General features: G+C 74.3%; 15 protein-coding genes. 6 read left to right on the forward strand and 9 right to left on the reverse strand.

Features of this window, described 5'->3' with window-relative positions; genetic code table 11:
* Positions 1 to 22: 22 nt before the first annotated feature.
* The 3 genes from WAB14_RS06130 to WAB14_RS06140 are packed head-to-tail and all read right to left on the reverse strand — an operon-like array spanning position 23 to position 3,326.
* Positions 23 to 1,405, reverse strand: coding sequence for an NAD(P)/FAD-dependent oxidoreductase (locus WAB14_RS06130; protein ID WP_340268388.1), 1,383 nt, complete (start codon positions 1,403 to 1,405; stop codon positions 23 to 25).
* 2 nt (positions 1,406 to 1,407) lie between these two features.
* The gene (locus WAB14_RS06135) at positions 1,408 to 2,844 is read right to left on the reverse strand and encodes an aspartate aminotransferase family protein (RefSeq protein ID WP_340268390.1); all 1,437 of its coding nucleotides are present in this window, start codon (positions 2,842 to 2,844) and stop codon (positions 1,408 to 1,410) included.
* Positions 2,841 to 3,326, reverse strand: coding sequence for an Lrp/AsnC family transcriptional regulator (locus WAB14_RS06140; protein WP_377002433.1), 486 nt, complete (start codon positions 3,324 to 3,326; stop codon positions 2,841 to 2,843). The genes WAB14_RS06135 and WAB14_RS06140 overlap by 4 nt, the downstream gene beginning before the upstream one ends.
* 147 nt (positions 3,327 to 3,473) lie before the next feature.
* Between WAB14_RS06140 and WAB14_RS06145 the strand changes: the two genes are divergently transcribed.
* From WAB14_RS06145 to WAB14_RS06170, 6 genes are all read left to right on the forward strand, one after another.
* Entirely contained in the window at positions 3,474 to 4,946 is a 1,473-nt protein-coding gene (locus tag WAB14_RS06145) for an aminobutyraldehyde dehydrogenase (protein ID WP_340268394.1), read from the forward strand.
* Positions 4,947 to 5,025: 79 nt separating this feature from the next.
* Entirely contained in the window at positions 5,026 to 6,291 is a 1,266-nt protein-coding gene (locus WAB14_RS06150; RefSeq protein ID WP_340268396.1) for an ABC transporter substrate-binding protein, read from the forward strand.
* Positions 6,288 to 7,460 carry an ABC transporter ATP-binding protein gene (locus WAB14_RS06155; RefSeq protein ID WP_340268398.1) on the forward strand — a complete coding sequence of 391 codons (1,173 nt, stop codon included), beginning with the start codon at positions 6,288 to 6,290 and terminating at the stop codon, positions 7,458 to 7,460. The genes WAB14_RS06150 and WAB14_RS06155 overlap by 4 nt, the downstream gene beginning before the upstream one ends.
* 3 nt (positions 7,461 to 7,463) lie before the next feature.
* Complete coding sequence (locus tag WAB14_RS06160) at positions 7,464 to 8,408, forward strand: ABC transporter permease (protein WP_340268400.1); 945 nt, start codon at positions 7,464 to 7,466, stop codon at positions 8,406 to 8,408.
* Positions 8,405 to 9,211, forward strand: a complete 807-nt coding sequence (locus WAB14_RS06165; RefSeq protein WP_340268402.1) for an ABC transporter permease — start codon at positions 8,405 to 8,407, stop codon at positions 9,209 to 9,211. The genes WAB14_RS06160 and WAB14_RS06165 overlap by 4 nt, the downstream gene beginning before the upstream one ends.
* A 12-nt stretch (positions 9,212 to 9,223) precedes the next feature.
* Positions 9,224 to 10,501, forward strand: coding sequence for a saccharopine dehydrogenase family protein (locus WAB14_RS06170; RefSeq protein WP_340268404.1), 1,278 nt, complete (start codon positions 9,224 to 9,226; stop codon positions 10,499 to 10,501).
* A gap of 3 nt (positions 10,502 to 10,504) precedes the next feature.
* Here the strand turns inward: WAB14_RS06170 and WAB14_RS06175 are convergent, their stop codons facing one another.
* From WAB14_RS06175 to gabT, 6 genes are all read right to left on the reverse strand, one after another.
* Positions 10,505 to 11,209, reverse strand: coding sequence for a response regulator (locus WAB14_RS06175; RefSeq protein WP_340268406.1), 705 nt, complete (start codon positions 11,207 to 11,209; stop codon positions 10,505 to 10,507).
* A complete protein-coding gene (locus tag WAB14_RS06180) occupies positions 11,206 to 12,357 on the reverse strand; it encodes a sensor histidine kinase (protein WP_340268408.1) in 1,152 nt (383 codons plus the stop codon). The genes WAB14_RS06175 and WAB14_RS06180 overlap by 4 nt, the downstream gene beginning before the upstream one ends.
* A 4-nt stretch (positions 12,358 to 12,361) precedes the next feature.
* Entirely contained in the window at positions 12,362 to 13,354 is a 993-nt protein-coding gene (locus WAB14_RS06185) for a hypothetical protein (RefSeq protein ID WP_340268410.1), read from the reverse strand.
* A gap of 168 nt (positions 13,355 to 13,522) precedes the next feature.
* Complete coding sequence (locus WAB14_RS06190; RefSeq protein ID WP_340268412.1) at positions 13,523 to 13,909, reverse strand: DUF2510 domain-containing protein; 387 nt, start codon at positions 13,907 to 13,909, stop codon at positions 13,523 to 13,525.
* Positions 13,910 to 13,984: 75 nt separating this feature from the next.
* The gene (locus WAB14_RS06195; RefSeq protein ID WP_340268414.1) at positions 13,985 to 15,340 is read right to left on the reverse strand and encodes a transaminase; all 1,356 of its coding nucleotides are present in this window, start codon (positions 15,338 to 15,340) and stop codon (positions 13,985 to 13,987) included.
* Complete coding sequence (gabT, locus tag WAB14_RS06200; protein ID WP_340268416.1) at positions 15,337 to 16,716, reverse strand: 4-aminobutyrate--2-oxoglutarate transaminase; 1,380 nt, start codon at positions 16,714 to 16,716, stop codon at positions 15,337 to 15,339. The genes WAB14_RS06195 and gabT overlap by 4 nt, the downstream gene beginning before the upstream one ends.
* Positions 16,717 to 16,723 lie beyond the last annotated feature (7 nt).

The raw sequence follows: 16,723 nt of genomic DNA on the forward strand, positions 1-16,723 counted from the left end.
GGATCGCCTGACCGGGCGGGAGTCACCCCCCGGTCAGGCGTCCCAGCAGGGGTGCGGCGACCGCGCGGCGCCCGGTGCGCCGCTCCTCGGCGTCGGCGAGGGTCGCGGCCGCCAGGCCGGCGTTCACCCCGGCCCAGCGCAGCGGTTCCGGTTCCCAGCGCCGGGAGCGGTGCTGCACCCACGGCAGTCGCGTGAGGTCGCTGTCGACCCCGAGCAGCAGGTCGGCGAGGGTGCGGCCCGCGAGGTTGGCGGTCCCGACGCCGTCGCCGACGTAGCCACCCGCCCAGGCGAGGCCCGTCGACGGGTCGTGGCCCACCGCGGCGTGCCAGTCGCGCGGCACCCCGAGCGGGCCGCCCCAGGCGTGCGTCACCGCGTGCCCGGCGACCTGCGGCAGGAGCGCGTGGAGGGTCTCCCGCAGCCGGGTGAAGACGCGCTCGTCGCGGTCGAAGGCCGGCCGGATGCCCGACCCGAAGTGGTAGGGCGCTCCACGGCCGCCGAAGACGAGCCGGTCGTCGGCCGTCCGCTGGCCGTACACCACGAGGTGCCGGTGCTCGCTGAACGTCTCCCGCGCCGCGAGCCCGACGCGGTCCCACACCTCCGCGGGCAGCGGCTCCGTCGCGACCATGAGGGAGTACACCGGCACGACGTCGCGGCGGCTGCCGGGCAGCCGCGCCGTCCACGCCTCGGTCGCGCGGACGACGAGCGGGGCGCGGACGGCCCCGTGGACCGTCCGGACGAGGCCCGGTGCCAGCGACGTCACACGGGTGCCCTCGTGGACCCGGGCGCCGCGGGCCCGGACGCGACGTGCGAGGCCGCGGACGAGGGCGGCCGGCTGCACCCGGGCGCAGTGCGGGGTGTACGTGCCGCCGGTGACCCCGTCAGCGGCGAGACGCGACCGGGCCGCGGTCGCGTCGAGCAGCTCGACCCCGTCCACGCCGTCGAAGGCGGTGTCCTCCGCGTGCTCGGCGGCGGCGCGCCGCTCCTGCGCGGCGCCGCGCGCGACGACGACGGTGCCCCCGCGGGTCCAGCCGCACTCGATGCCCTCCTCGGCCACCACCCGGCCGACCTCCCCGACGGTCGCCACCATCGCCCGGCGGAGGGCGAGCGCCCGCTCCCGGCCGTAGCGGGCGGCGAGGCTGCTCGTCGAGCGGGGGAACAGCGCCGAGCACCAGCCGCCGTTGCGGCCGCTCGCGCCGAAGCCGGCGACGTCCTGCTCGAGGACGACGACCCGCAGGTCCGGGCGGGCCCTCAGGAGGTAGTACGCCGTCCACAGCCCGGTGTAGCCGGCCCCGACGACGCAGACGTCCGCGTCGGTGTCCCCGTCGAGGACGTCGACGGGGACGAGCGGGTCACCGGCGTCGGCGACCTGCTCGTGCCACAGCGACAGCGTGCGGTGCCCGCCCACGCCTACAGCCGCGCCCACGCCTCGGTGAGCACCCCGCGCAGGATCTGCTCGATCTCGTCGAACTCCGCCTGCCCGATCGTCAGCGGCGGCGCGAGCTGGATGACGGGGTCGCCGCGGTCGTCGGCGCGGCAGTACAGCCCCGCCTCGAACAGCGCCTTCGACAGGTACCCGCGCAGGAGGCGCTCCGCCTCGTCGTCGTCGAACGTCTCGCGGGTGTCCTTGTCCTTCACCATCTCGATCCCGTAGAAGTAGCCCTCGCCCCGGACGTCGCCGACGATCGGCAGGTCGAGGAGCCTCTCGAGCGTCGACCGGAACGCGGGGGCGTTCTCCTTGACGTGGGAGTTGAGGCCCTCCTCCTCGAAGATGTCGAGGTTGCGCATCGCGACGGCCGCCGACACCGGGTGCCCGCCGAAGGTGTAGCCGTGGGCGAAGCTCGTCGTGCCGTGCCTGAAGGGCTCGAACAGCCGGTCGCTGGCGATCATCGCGCCGATGGGGGAGTAGCCGGACGTCATGCCCTTCGCGCACGTGATGATGTCCGGGACGTAGCCGAAGTCGTCGCACGCGAACATCGACCCGATGCGACCGAACGCGCAGATGACCTCGTCGGACACGAGCAGGACGTCGTGGCGGTCGCAGATCTCGCGGACGCGCTCGAAGTAGCCCGGCGGCGGCGGGAAGCAGCCGCCGGAGTTCTGCACGGGCTCGAGGAACACCGCCGCGACGGTCTCCGGGCCCTCGAACTCGATGGCCTCCTCGATGCGGTCCGCGGCCCAGCGCCCGAACGCCTTCGGGTCGTCCCGCACGTGCTCGGGGCCGCGGTAGGCGTTGGTGTTCGGCACCTTGAACGTGCCCGGCACGAGCGGCTCGAACATCTCCTTCGCGGCGGGGATGCCCGTGATCGACAGCGCCCCCTGCGGGGTGCCGTGGTAGGCGACGGCGCGGCTGATGACCTTGTGCTTGGTGGGCCGGCCCTGCAGCTTCCAGTACTGCTTGGCGAGCTTCCACGCGGTCTCGACGGCCTCCCCGCCACCGGTGGTGAAGAAGACCCGGTCGAGGTCGCCGGGCGCGAAGGACGCCAGTCGCTCGGCGAGGTCGATGGCGGCCGGGTGGGCGTAGGACCACAGGGGGAAGAAGGCGAGGTCGGCGGCCTGCTTCGCCGCCGTCTCCGCGAGGACGCGCCGCCCGTGCCCGACCTGGACGACGAACAGCCCCGAGAGCCCGTCGAGGTACTGCCGCCCGCGGTCGTCCCAGATCCGGGCGCCCTCACCGCGGACGATGACGGGCACCTCGCCGCCGGCCTCGTACGTCGAGTGCCGGGCGAAGTGCTGCCACAGGTGGTCGCGGGCGGCCTGCTGCCGCGGCGTCCCGGCGCGCGTCGTCGATCCCTGCGTCGTCGAGCCCGCCGACGGCGAGGTGAGGTCCTGCGGAGTGGTCGTCATCTGGTGCCCCAGTCGTAGCGCTGCCCGTGCAGCTTGAGGTAGACGAACGTCTCGGTCGTCGCGACGCCGTCGAGGGTGCGGATGTGCTCGTTAAGGACGCGGACGAGGTGGTCCTCGTCGGCGCACACGACCTCCACGAGGAGGTCGAAGGAGCCGGCGGTGAGGACCACGTAGTCCACCTCCGGCATCGCGGCCAGGGCCTCCGCCACCGGGCGCATGTCGCCCGTGCAGCGGATCCCGATCATCGCCTGGCGGGCGAAGCCCAGCTGCAGGGGGTCCGTCACGGCGACGATCTGCATGACGCCGTGGTCGAGGAGCCGCTGGACCCTCTGCCGCACCGCGGCCTCGGAGAGGCCGACGGCCTTGCCGATGCTCGCGTACGCGCGCCGGCCGTCCTCCTGGAGGAGCTCGACGATCCGCTTGGAGACGTCGTCGAGCACGGGGGTCCCGTTGCCCGCCGACCGGTTCGTCACGCGGGTCATGGTGGCCGCGGCGTGTCGGACCGTGCAACCCCCGACACGCAGACGGACGACGGAAGCCGTGGTCTGGGGCCGTTCACGCGACGGAAACACGTTCGTGACCCGCCTGGTCCTACCGATTCCGCGCAGCAGCGGTTATCGTCCGGCGACATGACGACTGCCACCGACGCCCCGTCGTCCACCGCGACCGGGCTGCCGGTCCTCCGCAACTTCATCGGCGGTCAGGCCGTCGAGGCGCGAGCGGAGGCGCACGACGACCTCGTCGACCCCGCTACGGCCCGGGTCGTGGCCCGGGCGCCGCGCAGCAGCGCGGCCGACGTCGACGCCGCCTACGCCGCCGCGTCCGACGCGTTCCCCGGGTGGCGCGACTCCACCCCGGCGGAGCGCCAGCTCGCCCTGCTGCGGATCGCCGACGCCGTCGAGGCGCGCGCCGCCGAGCTCGTCGAGCTCGAGGTGCAGGACACGGGCAAGCCCTTCGACCTCACGACGAGCGAGGAGATCCCCCCGACGGTCGACCAGATCCGCTTCTTCGCCGGCGCCGCGCGGATGCTCGAGGGCAGGGCCGCCGGGGAGTACATGGCGGGGCACACCAGCTACGTGCGCCGGGAGCCGGTCGGCGTGATCGGCCAGGTCACCCCGTGGAACTACCCGCTCAACATGGCGACGTGGAAGTTCGCGCCCGCGATCGCCGCGGGCAACACGATCGTGCTGAAGCCGAGCGACACGACGCCGCAGTCGACCCTCCTGCTCGCCGAGATCGCGGCCGAGTTCCTGCCGCCCGGGGTCTTCAACGTCGTCGTCGGCGACCGCGACACCGGCCGCGCCGTCGTGTCGCACGACCGCGCCGACATGGTGGCGGTCACCGGGAGCATCCGGGCCGGCCAGCAGGTGGCCGAGGCCGCGTCCCGCTCGCTCAAGCGGGTCCACCTCGAGCTGGGCGGCAAGGCGCCCGTCGTCGTGTTCGACGACGCCGACCTCGCCGCGGCGGCCGAGGGCATCGCCGGGGCCGGGTACTTCAACGCCGGCCAGGACTGCACCGCGGCCACCCGGGTCCTCGTCCACGAGTCGGTGGCCGCGGACTTCACCGCCGCGCTCGCGGAGGCCGCGCGCGGCACGACCGTCGGGATGCCGAAGGACCCCGGCGTCGACGTCGGGCCCGTCAACAACCCCGACCAGCTCCAGCGCGTCCTCGGCTTCCTCGACCGGCTGCCCGACCACGCCCGGGTCGACGCGGGCGGCGGGCGCGCGAGCGACCTCGGGGACGGCTTCTTCGTGACGCCGACGGTCGTGTCCGGGGTCCGGCAGGGCGACGAGGTGACGGTGGACGAGGTCTTCGGTCCCGTCATCACCGTCCAGACGTTCACCGAGGAGGCCGAGGCGCTGGCGCTCGCGAACGCGACGCGCTACGGCCTGGCGAGCAGCGTGTGGACGAAGGACCTCGGGCGGGGCATGCGCGCGTCGAAGGCGCTCGACTTCGGGTGCGTGTGGATCAACACCCACATCCCGCTCGTCGCCGAGATGCCCCACGGCGGCTTCAAGCAGTCCGGCTACGGCAAGGACCTGTCCGCCTACGGTTTCGACGACTACACCCGCATCAAGCACGTGATGGCGAGCATCACGTGACGCCCGGTCCCTGCCGATAGGTCCCACGGCCGCCCACGCACCCGCCAGGCCCAGCCCCCCACCCGGAGGAGATACCCCCGTGACCGCTCGTCCCCTGCGTCGTCGTCCCGACCTGCACACCCTGTCCCCGGCCGCCCGCGCGGTCATCGCCGCGCAGCTCGGCGGGCGCCGTGCGTCCCGCCGTGACGTCCTGCGGGGGATGGGGGTGGCCGGCCTCGGGCTGGGGCTCGCGGCCTGCGGCACCGGTGGGACCGCCACGGGGGCCGGGAGCGGCGCCTCGGCCGGCGCGCTCACGCCGCCGGAGGACGTGAGCGCCGACGACCCCACGCTCAACTGGGCGAACTGGACCCTCTACCTCGACGTGTCCGACGACGGCAGCACGTACCCCACCCTCGACGCCTTCGAGGAGGAGACCGGGATCACGGTCAACTACTCGGAGGACATCGACGGCAACGACTCCTACTACGGCCGCATCCAGGGGCAGCTCGCCAACGGCGACGACATCGGGCAGGACATCGTCGTCTTCACCGACTGGATGGCCGCGCGCATGATCCGCCTCGGCTACGCCCAGCAGCTCGACGAGGCGAACATCCCGAACAAGCAGAACATCCTGCCGAACCTCGCCGACGTCGACTTCGACCCCGGTCGGCAGAGCTCCCTCACGTGGCAGTCCGGCTTCGCCGGCATCGCGTGGAACCGCGACGCGGTCCCCGGCGGTCTCTCGAGCGTCGCCGACCTGTGGAAGCCGGAGCTGCGCGGCCGCGTCGAGGTCCTCGACGAGATGCGCGACACGATCGGCCTCATCATGCTCGACCAGGGCGTCGACATCGCCGGCGACTGGGGCGACGCGGAGTTCGGCGCGGCGCTGGAGGAGCTGGAGCGGCAGGTCGAGAGCGGTCAGATCCGTCAGGTCGTCGGCAACTCCTACAAGGAGGACCTCGTGTCCGGCGACGCGCTCGCCGTGATCGGCTGGTCGGGCGACATCACGCAGATCAACTTCGAGTCCGGCGACCGGTGGGAGTTCGCCATCCCCGACGCCGGCGGGACGCTGTGGAGCGACAACATGCTCGTCCCCATCGGCAGCCCGCGGAAGACCAACGCCGAGACGCTGATGAACTACTACTACGACCCCGCCGTCGCCGCGGAGGTCGCGGCGTGGGTCAACTACATCACCCCCGTCCAGGGGGCCCGCGAGGCGATGCTCGAGATCGACCCCGAGCTCGCGGAGGACCCGCTGATCTTCCCGACCGAGGAGTTCCTCCAGAACGTCTCGATCTTCCGGACGCTCGCCGCCGAGGAGGAGACCGACTTCACGACCCGCTTCCAGCAGGTGATCGGGCGGTGACGCAGACGGCCGCCGACCCGGCGGCGGCGTCCGCACCGACCGCAGGCGGCGGCCTGCGGCTGCGGTCGGTGCGGAAGGAGTTCGGCGAGGCCGTCGCCGTCGACGGGATCGACCTCGACGTCCCCGCGGGGTCCTTCTTCGCCCTGCTCGGCCCGTCCGGGTGCGGCAAGACGACGACGCTGCGCATGGTGGCCGGTCTCGAGCACCCGACGAGCGGCACCATCAGCCTCGGCGACCGGGACATCACCCACACCAAGCCGTACCAGCGGCCCGTCAACACCGTCTTCCAGTCCTACGCGCTGTTCCCGCACCTCAGCGTCGTCGACAACGTCGCGTTCGGCCTCCGCCGCCGCCGGGTGGGCGACGCGCGGCGCCAGGCCATGGAGGCGCTCGAGCTCGTCGAGCTCGCGCACGTCTCGGCGAAGCGCCCGAGCCAGCTCTCCGGCGGCATGCAGCAGCGGGTGGCGCTGGCCCGCGCCGTCGTCAACCGCCCGGACGTGCTCCTCCTCGACGAGCCGCTCGGTGCCCTCGACCTCAAGCTGCGCCGCCAGATGCAGGTCGAGCTCAAGCGGATCCAGACCGAGGTCGGGATCACGTTCGTCCACGTGACGCACGACCAGGAGGAGGCCATGACGATGGCCGACACGGTCGCGGTCATGAACGCCGGGCGCATCGAGCAGCTCGGCCGTCCGGAGGACCTCTACGACAGCCCCGCCACGCCGTTCGCCGCCACGTTCCTCGGTCAGTGCAACCTCCTGCCGGGCACGCTCGCCACCGTCGGCGCCGACCGCGTCGAGGTCGTCCTCGACGCCGGTGGCGCGCGGCTCGTGGCACCCCGGGACCGGGCCCCGGCCGACGCCGCCGAGGGGCAGCAGGTGCTGCTGGGGGTGCGGCCGGAGAAGGCGGTGCTCACCGCGGCGGGCACGGGGACACCGGGCGGGAACGTCCTGGGCCACGCCCGCGTCGTCGACCGCAGCTACACCGGCGTCAGCACCCAGTACCTCGTCGAGCTGCCCGGCGTCGGACGACTGTCGGTCTTCCACCAGAACCTCGGTGGCTCCGCGGACCCGCACGTCGGCGAGCAGGTCGACCTCTGCTGGGCGGCGGAGCACGGCTTCGTGCTCGCCGGGCACGAGGTCCCGGTGACGTCCGTCGACGACGAGGGCTGAGCCGTGGCCCTCGCGCACGCCCCCGGCGGCTCCGGCACGGACGAGGAGCGCGGCGCCGTCTCGCCGACCCCGCCCGAGCCCGCCGCCACGAAGCAGCGCCGGCACCTCGGCTGGCTCCTCACCCTGCCGGGCCTCGGGTGGCTCGCGCTGTTCTTCGCCCTCCCCATCGCGCTGCTGTTCTCGACCTCGCTCATGGTCCCGGTGCCGGGCGGTGACATCGGGCAGTTCATGCCGGCGTTCCGGGTCGCGAACTACACGGAGGCGCTGGCGGAGTACTGGCCGACGTTCGTCCGCTCCTTCGCCTACGGGCTCGCCGCGACCGTGCTCGCGCTCCTCATCGGCTACCCGCTCGCCTACGTGGTCGCGGTCAAGTGCCGCCGGTTCCCCACCGTGCAGGCGCTGCTGCTCGTCCTCATCATCGCGCCGTTCTTCACCAGCTTCATCCTCCGCACGATCGCGTGGCGGCAGATCCTCGCCGACGAGGGGGCCGTCGTCGGGACGCTGCAGGCGCTCGCGCTGCTGCCCGGGGACGGGCGGCTCACCGCGACGTCCTTCGCCGTCGTCGCCGGCCTCACGTACAACTTCGTCCCGTTCATGACGCTGCCGATCTACGCCTCCCTCGAGCGGCTCGACCTGCGCTACGTCGAGGCGGGTCAGGACCTGTACGCCGGGCCGTGGACGACGTTCCGCACCGTGACGTGGCCGCTGTCCCTCCCGGGGGTGGTGGCGGGCACCCTGCTGACGTTCATCCCCGCCTCCGGCGACTACGTGAACGCCGCCCTGCTCGGCAACTCCCGCACGCAGATGATCGGCAACGTCATCGAGTCCCGCTTCTTCCGGATCGTCGACTACCCGACGGCGGCCGCCCTGTCGTTCATCCTCATGGCGACGATCCTCGTCCTCGTCTTCGTCTACGTCCGCCGCGCGGGGACGGACGACCTCGTATGAGCGGGCTCCTGCAGACCGTGCGCCGGCGGCCGGGGGACGCGCTCCTCACGCTCTTCGCCGTCCTCGCCTTCACCTACCTGTTCGTCCCGATCGGCTACGTCGTCGCGTTCTCCTTCAACGACGGCCGCCGCTCCAACCTCGTGTGGCGCGGCTTCACGTGGGACAACTGGCTCAACCCCTGCGGCGCGCCGGGGGTGTGCGAGGCGCTCGGCAACTCCATCCGGATCGGGCTGCTCGCGACCCTCGTCGCCACCGCCCTGGGGACGCTGCTCGCCTACGCGCTCGTGCGCTACCGCTTCCGGGCACGGGGGGCGATCAACCTCCTCATCTTCCTCCCGATGGCGACGCCGGAGGTCGTGCTCGGCGCGTCACTGCTCGCGCAGTTCCTCAACGTCGGTGCCTCGCTCGGGTACTGGACGATCGTCGCCGCCCACATCATGTTCACCCTCTCCTTCGTCGTCGTGACGGTGAAGGCACGGGTCGCCACGCTCGACCCGCGTCTGGAGGAGGCGGCGGCCGACCTCTACGCGTCGTCGGCGCAGACGTTCCTGCGGGTGACGCTGCCGCTGCTGCTGCCGGGCATCGCCGCGGCGGCTCTGCTCGCGTTCTCCCTCAGCTTCGACGACTTCATCATCACGAACTTCAACTCCGGCAACACCGACACCTTTCCGAAGTTCGTGTACGTCGCCGCCGCGCGCGGCATCCCCGCGCAGGCCTACGTCATCGGGTCGGCGATGTTCGCCCTGTCCTTGCTCGTCGTCCTCGCCGGCCGGCTCCTCACGCTGCGCCGCGGGCGTCCCTGACCGGAGGTCACCGTGCGGTTGTGCGTCATCGGGTCGGGCGGTGTCGGCGACGCCTTCGCCCGCATCGCCGCGCGTCGCGACTTCGCCGAGCTCGTCGTCATGGCCGACCACGACCCCGCTCGGGCCGAGCGGACCGTCGCCGCCGTCCGGGAGCGCCACCCTGGCGAGTCCCGGTTCGTCGCGGCGCGGGTCGACGCCTCCGACCGGGCCTCGGTCACGGCGCTGCTCCGGGAGCACCGTGCCACCCACGTCCTCAACGCCGTCGACCCGCGCTTCGTCATGCCGGTCTTCGACGGCACGCTCGCCGCGGGGGCCGACTACCTCGACATGGCGATGTCGCTGTCGCGGCCCCACCCCGAGCGCCCGTACGAGCGGACCGGCGTCGTGCTGGGCGAGGAGCAGTTCGCGGCCGCACCGCACTGGGAGGCCGACGGCCGGCTCGCCCTCGTCGGGATGGGCGTGGAGCCCGGGCTGTCGGACGTGTTCGCCCGCTACGCCGTCGACCACCTCTTCGCCGAGGTCGACGAGCTCGGGACGCGCGACGGCTCGAACCTCACCGTCGACGGCTACGACTTCGCCCCGTCGTTCTCCATCTGGACGACCATCGAGGAGTGCCTCAACCCGCCGGTCGTGTGGGAGAAGGGGCGGGGCTGGTTCACCACCGCGCCGTTCAGCGAGCCCGAGGTCTTCGACTTCCCCGGCGGGATCGGCCCCGTCGAGTGCGTCAACGTCGAGCACGAGGAGGTCCTCCTCATGCCGCGCTGGCTCGACGCGCGACGCGTGACGTTCAAGTACGGCCTGGGCGCGGAGTTCATCGGCGTGCTGAAGACGCTGCACACACTCGGCCTCGACCGCACCGACAAGGTCCGCGTCGGTGGCGTCGAGGTGTCGCCGCGGGACGTGGTCGCGGCGTGCCTGCCGGACCCGGCGACGCTGGGGGACCGGATGCGCGGCGCCACGTGCGCCGGGCTGTGGGTGACGGGAACGGGCACCGACGGGGCGCCGCGGGAGGTGTACCTCCACCACGTCGTCGACAACGAGTGGTCGATGGCGGAGTACGGCGCGCAGTGCGTGGTGTGGCAGACGGCCGTCAACCCCGCCGTCGCCCTCGAGCTCCTGGCCGCCGGGACGTGGACGGGCTCGGGCGTGCTCGGTCCCGAGGCGTTCGACGCGGTGCCCTTCCTCGAGCTGCTGCGCGACGGCTACGGCTCCCCGTGGGGGCTGGACGAGCGCACGCCGTCCCGGGGCGACGACCCGACCGGGACGGAGCAGCGCGCCGAGACCGACTGACGGTCAGCGACCCGCCAGTCCCGAACGGAACGCGAGCACCACAGCCTGCGCGCGGTCGCGTGCGCCGACCTTCGCGAGGATGCGCTTCACGTGGGTCTTGGCGGTCGACTCCGCGATGACGAGACGGCCGGCCAGCTCGGCGTTCGACAGCCCCTCGGCGACCAGGGCGAGCACCTCCTGCTCGCGTGCGGTCAACGCCGCCACGCGCGCGACCGCCGTGGGGTCACGGTCGGCGTGGGCGGCGCCGCCGTCCCGAGCGCCGGACGTGACGAATCGCGCGACGAGGTCGCGTGTGACGGCCGGGTCCAGCAGGGCCTCGCCCGTCGCCACCGTGCGGACGGCGTCGACGAGGCGCTCGGGGCTCGACCGCTTGAGGAGGAAGCCGCTGGCCCCGGCCTGCAGCGCCCCCCACACGTAGTCGTCGTGCTGGAAGGTCGTCAGCACCAGCACGCGTGCTCGGGCCCCCGCGGCGACCACGCGTCGTGTGGCCTCGACCCCGTCGACGCCCGGCATGCGCACGTCCATGAGCACGACGTCGGGATCGGTGAGCTCCACCTGGCGCACGACCGCGAGCCCGTCACCGGCCGTGCCCACGACCTGCATCCCGGCCGCCTCCAGCACGACCTGCACGCCCGCGCGGAGCAGGGCGTCGTCGTCGACGAGGAGCACGCGGACGGGTGCCGGCCCGTCGCCCGCGGTGCCGCTCACCGGGGCGCCCGGGACGGCAGGCGGACGGCCACCCGGAACCCGCCGGTCGGGCCGGCGCCGTGCTCGACGTCGCCGCCGAGCACCGCGACCCGTTCGGCCACGCCCAGGAGGCCGCGGCCCGGCTCCCAGCCCGGCGCGGGGCCGGAGCCGTCGTCGACGACCTCGACGAGCAGGTCGTCACCGTCCAGCTGCAGCCGGACGCGGGCGTGCCGGGCGCCGCCGTGGCGCAGCGCGTTCGTGAGCGACTCCTGGACCACGCGGTACAGGGCGAGGTCGGTGGTGGGCGACTGCCGGTCCGCGACGCCGTCGCCACGCTCGAGCCGCACGTGCAGCCCGGCGTCCGCGAGCCCCGCCACCAGCCGGTCGAGGTCGGCCGGCCCCGGGTCGCCGACGGCGTCGGAGTCGCGCAGCAGGCCGAGCACGCGGTCGAGCTCGACCATCGCGTCCCGCCCCGTGCGCTCGGTCGCCAGCAGCATGTCCCGCGCGGTGGCGGGCCGCTCGTCCAGGACCGTGCGGGCGGCGCCGACCTGGACCAGCATGAGGCTGAGGGCGTGGCCGACCACGTCGTGGAGCTCGCGGGCGATGCGGGTGCGCTCGTCCTGGACGGCCTCCCGCTGGCGTCGCTGCCGCTCCTGCGCTCCCGCCTCCCGGCCGCGCGCGGCCTGGTAGGCGAAGCCCCAGCTCGCGAACCACACGAGCACGACGGTGATGGGCACCACCGCGGGCAGCTCGGGCCGCGCGAACCAGCCGCCGATCCCGACCAGCGCGACGAGCGGCCCCCAGAGGGCGCGTCGGGCGGTCCCGTACCAGCCGAGCGAGACGAGGGCGACGAGGTTGACGTAGGGGGACACGCCGCTCGGGGCGATGGCGAGCGACTCGACGACGAGCGCGCCGGTGCCGACGGCGTACGAGCCGAGCGGTGCCGTCCGCCGCCACGCGAGCGAGCCCCCCACGACCACGGCCAGCAGGAGCGCGGCCACCAGCCGGGCGGTCGAGCCGCCGGCCTCGCCGGGCACCGCGACGGTGGCCAGGCGCTCGGCCGCGGTCGCGAGGACCGCCACCACCGCCGGGGCGACGTCGAGGGGGCGGCCCTCTGCGAGCCCGCGGAGCGCGCGGGTCCACCGCCCGGCCGCCGCGGACCCGTCCACCCGCTCAGCCCACCACAGCGGCGGGCTCGTCGGCGAGCCCCCTCGACCAGCGCACCACGTGCACCGCGGTGACGGTGCCGGCGACGGCGAGCAGGAGCGCGCCGGGCAGCCCCGGCAGCAGGAGCGAGCGGGGGAGCGCGAGCCAGCTCTCGCCCCGCAGAGCGGACGCGCCCACGCCGGCGAGCACGCCGGCGTAGCCCGCTGCGGCGAGGAGCGTGACCGTGAGCGAGCGACGCGCCGGGGCGCCGCTGAGGCGCAGCAGCACGGCCACCGCGAGCAGCAGCTGCAGCCCGTGCTGCCCCACGGCGTGGAACAGCTTGGCGCTGCCCTGCGCGCCGAACACCACGCTGTCGGGCACCGCTCCGGTCGCCGCCACGACCTCGGTGCCCTCGGCGATCATCCGCCCGCCCACCCAGCTGCTCACGAGCACCGCGCCCAGGCCGGCCAGGACGGCCGCGCGCAGCGCCCCGCCGCCCGTGAAGCGCCGCGGCAGGGCGGTGACGACGAGCAGCAGCGCGACCGCCAGCACGATGACGCCCACGGCCCACGCCATGACCCCGAACACGGCGCTGTCGTAGGCCGTGGCCTCGTTGAAGTGCGACGGCACCCCGCGCCAGCGTTGGGACGCGATGCCGACGTACTCCACGACCGAGCCGACGGCGAGGAGGCCGGCCACCCACCGCCGCACGCTTCCCGACACCCAGCGGAGCACGACGCCGACCGTCACCAGCAGGATGCCGAGCGAGAGCCCGAACACCACGGGCTTGCGCCACGAGACCGGACCCGACCACGCGCCGCCGTCGACCGCCTGCACGCCGAGGTGGGCGACGCCCGCTCCCGCCAGCACCAGGCCGGTGGCGCAGACGAGCAGCCCCGCGCCGCTCGTGGGCCGTACCTCGTGCCACACCCTCGTCAGGAGGTCGCGCAGGCCGCGGCGCCGCGGGTGCTGCGGCACCGCCGCCGGGAGCGGGGGTGGTGGTGCGGCTGTGGTGCTCATGGTCGCCTCCGCGGGTCGTCCGGTCCGTCGCCCGGACGGTAAGGACGCCGGGCGTCGCCGGACGTCCCCCTGCGGGGGCATCCTCCGTACCCCGCGTGGGGTACGCGACGACCAGCCCGTGAGCGCCGTCGTGACCGTGGTGAGCGAGTGGAGGCCGACCGAGCCGGGTCAGCCTGCGAGCAGGTGGACGGCGACGACGGCCGCCGCCGGCGTCGCGAGGCACCCGACGACGACGGCGAACCACGCCCGCCCGCGTCCGTGCGTCTCGCGGCGGGCGATGTCGCGGAGCGCGAGGACGCCGAGGAGCACGGCGAACGGCCCGACGACCCACGCGACGAGGGCGACGAGGCCGACGTACCCGGCGGCCACGGCGAGCCCGGACCGGCCGAGCGGGAGCAGCCAGTGCACCGGGTCCGTCGGGGTCGCGCCCGGGCCCGCGGGGGTCGACGGCATGCGCTGACCCGTCCACTGCCGGCCGTCGTACCAGCGCAGCATCTTGTGGGAGGACGGGTCCGGGTACCACCCGGGGGCGGCGGTGGGGACGGGCGTCGTCACGGGAGCAAGCCTCGTCCCCCGCCGGGCCGGTCGGCTCGCCGACCCCGCCGCCTCACCCGTCCGCGACCCCTGCGGTCACGCGAGGAGACGCTGCGTGACCGTCGCGAAGGAGCGGCTGTGCCGGTCGACGTCGTCGTCGGTCGTGTCGGGACTCATGAGCGCCATGTTGTGGAAGGGCGTGAGGAGGATCCCGTCGACGAGCGCCCACAGGTGGAGCAGCTGCTGGAGCGCGAAGTCGTCGGCCGCTGCGGCCTCGGCGCCGTCGTGCGGCGGCGTCGGTCGGAACGTGTACTCCGCGCGGCAGCCGAGCCGCGTGACCTGCCACGGCAGGCCGGCGGCGTCGATGCCGGCCTGGACGCCCTCGGTCCACCGCACCGCGCGGGCGGTCATGGTCGCGAACGCCTCGGGGGTGAGGACCTCGGTGAGCGTCGCGCGCACGGCGGCCATCGACAGCGCGTTGCCGGCCAGGGTGCCGCCGACCCCGCCGACGTCGACGTCCTCCAGCTCGACGGAACGCTGCACACGGTCGGCGAGCTCGGCCGTCATCCCGAAGGCCGCCGCCGGGACCCCGCCCCCGATCGTCTTGCCGACGACGACGGCGTCGGGACGCAGCCCCCACGCGCGCGTGCACCCGCCCGGACCGGCGCACAGCGTGTGCGTCTCGTCGACGTACAGCAGGGTGCCGGTGCGGTCGCACATGTCGCGGAGCGCCGCGAGGTAGCCGTCGTCGGGCAGCACGATGCCGATGTTCGTCATGGCGGGTTCGAGGAGGACGCACGCGACGTCGCCCGGGGCGAGGGCACGCTCCATCGCGTCGAGGTCGTTGAACGGCACGACGGCCGTCGTGACCTCCGGTGGTACCGGCGGGCCGATGTTGCCGCGTCGCGCGACGACCCGGCCGTCGGCGTCGAGCGTCGCGAAGGTCTCGTCGACGCTGCCGTGGTAGCACCAGTCGATCACCGCCACCCTCGGTCGCCCGGTGACGTGACGGGCGTAGCGGACGAGGTGCCGGTTCGCGTCGGTCGCGGTGAGCGTGAACTGCCACTGCGGCAGCCCGAAGCGGGCGGCGAGGTCCTCGGCGGCGACCACCGCGTCCTCGCCGGGCAGCATGGTCGTGATGCCGCGGTCGAGCTGCGCCCGCACCGCGGCGACGGTCGCCGCGGGGGAGTGGCCGGTCATCGCGCCCGTGTCCCCCAGGCACAGGTCGACGTGGTCGATGCCGTCGACGCACGTGAAGTGGGCGCCGGACGCCCGGGCGACGAAGGTCGGCCACGAACCGGGCCACTTCACCATCCACGACATCGGCACCCCGCCGGGCATGACGCGTCGGCCGCGCTCGAACAGCTCCCGTGACCGTGGCCGCTGCGCCTCGAACCGGCGGGTGGCCTCGGCGTGGAGGGCGGCGACGCGCGCGGGGTCGACCCCGGTCACGCCGGGCGCCCGGTGAGCGCCTCGACGAGGACGCCGAGCCCGTCCCGCAGCAGGTCGTCGTCGATGACGAGCGGCGGCAGCAGCCGGATGACGTTGCCGTACGTGCCGCACGTGAGGACGACGACGCCGGCCTGGTGGCAGGTGCGCGCGACCCGGGCGGCCTCCGCCGGGTCCGGCTCCGTGGTCCCCGGCCGGACGAGCTCGACGGCGAGCATGGCGCCGCGGCCCCGGACGTCCCCGATGGCCGGTGCGTCGGCGCGAGCCGCCTCGAGGGCCGTGCGCACGAGCGACTCGATGCCACGGGCGCGGGCGGACAGGTCCTCGTCGACGAGCACGTCCATCGCGGCGAGGGCGGCGGCGCACGCGACCGGGTTGCCGCCGTAGGTGCCTCCCAGGCCGCCGGCGTGGACGGCGTCCATGACGTCGGCCCGGCCGACGACGCCCGCCAGCGGCATGCCGTCCGCGAGGCCCTTCGCGACGGTGACGAGGTCGGCCTGCACCCCCTCGTGGTCGAGGGCGAAGACGTCGCCGGTGCGGCCGAACCCCGTCTGGATCTCGTCGGCGACGAGGAGCACGCCGTTCTCGCGGCACCACGCCGCGAGCGCGGGCAGGAACCCGGGAGCCGGGTCGACGAAGCCGCCCTCCCCCTGGACCGGCTCGATGACGAGGCACGCGACCTGGTCCGCGCCCACCTGTGTCCGGATGCTGCCGATCGCCCGCGCCGCGGCCTCCTCGCCCGTCATCCCCGCCGGGTCGCGGAACGGGTACGACATGGGAGCGCGGTACACCTCGCCGGCGAAGGGCCCGAAGCCGCGCTTGTACGGCATCGCCTTCGCCGTCATCGCCATCGTGAGGTTCGTGCGCCCGTGGTAGGCGTGGTCGAAGACGACGACCGCATCGCGCCCGGTCGCGGCCCGCGCGATCTTGACCGCGTTCTCCACCGCCTCGGCGCCGGAGTTGAGGAGCACCGTCTTCGCGGGCCCCGCGACCGGTGCGAGCCCGGCGAGGCGCTCGGCGACGGTGACGTAGCCCTCGTACGGCGTCACCATGAAGCACGTGTGGAGGAACGCCTCCGCCTGCCGCCGGACGGCCTCGACGACGCGGGGGTGCGCGTGGCCCGCGTTGACGACCGCGATGCCGGCGCCGAGGTCGACGAGGCGGTTGCCGTCGACGTCGACGAGGACCGCCCCGCCGGCGCGCTCGACGAAGGCCGGGAGGACCATGCCGACACCCGTCGGGACGACGGCGGCGCGCCGCTCCCCCAACGCGAGCGAGGCGGGGCCGGGGACCGCCGTCCGCAGGTGGCGGCGCTGCTCGACACCGGCCACGAGGGGGGCGGGTGCGGCGGGTGCTGCGACCGTGGGAACCGTCGTCATGGGCGCA

Source organism: Aquipuribacter nitratireducens (assembly GCF_037860835.1).
Taxonomy (GTDB): domain Bacteria; phylum Actinomycetota; class Actinomycetes; order Actinomycetales; family JBBAYJ01; genus Aquipuribacter; species Aquipuribacter nitratireducens.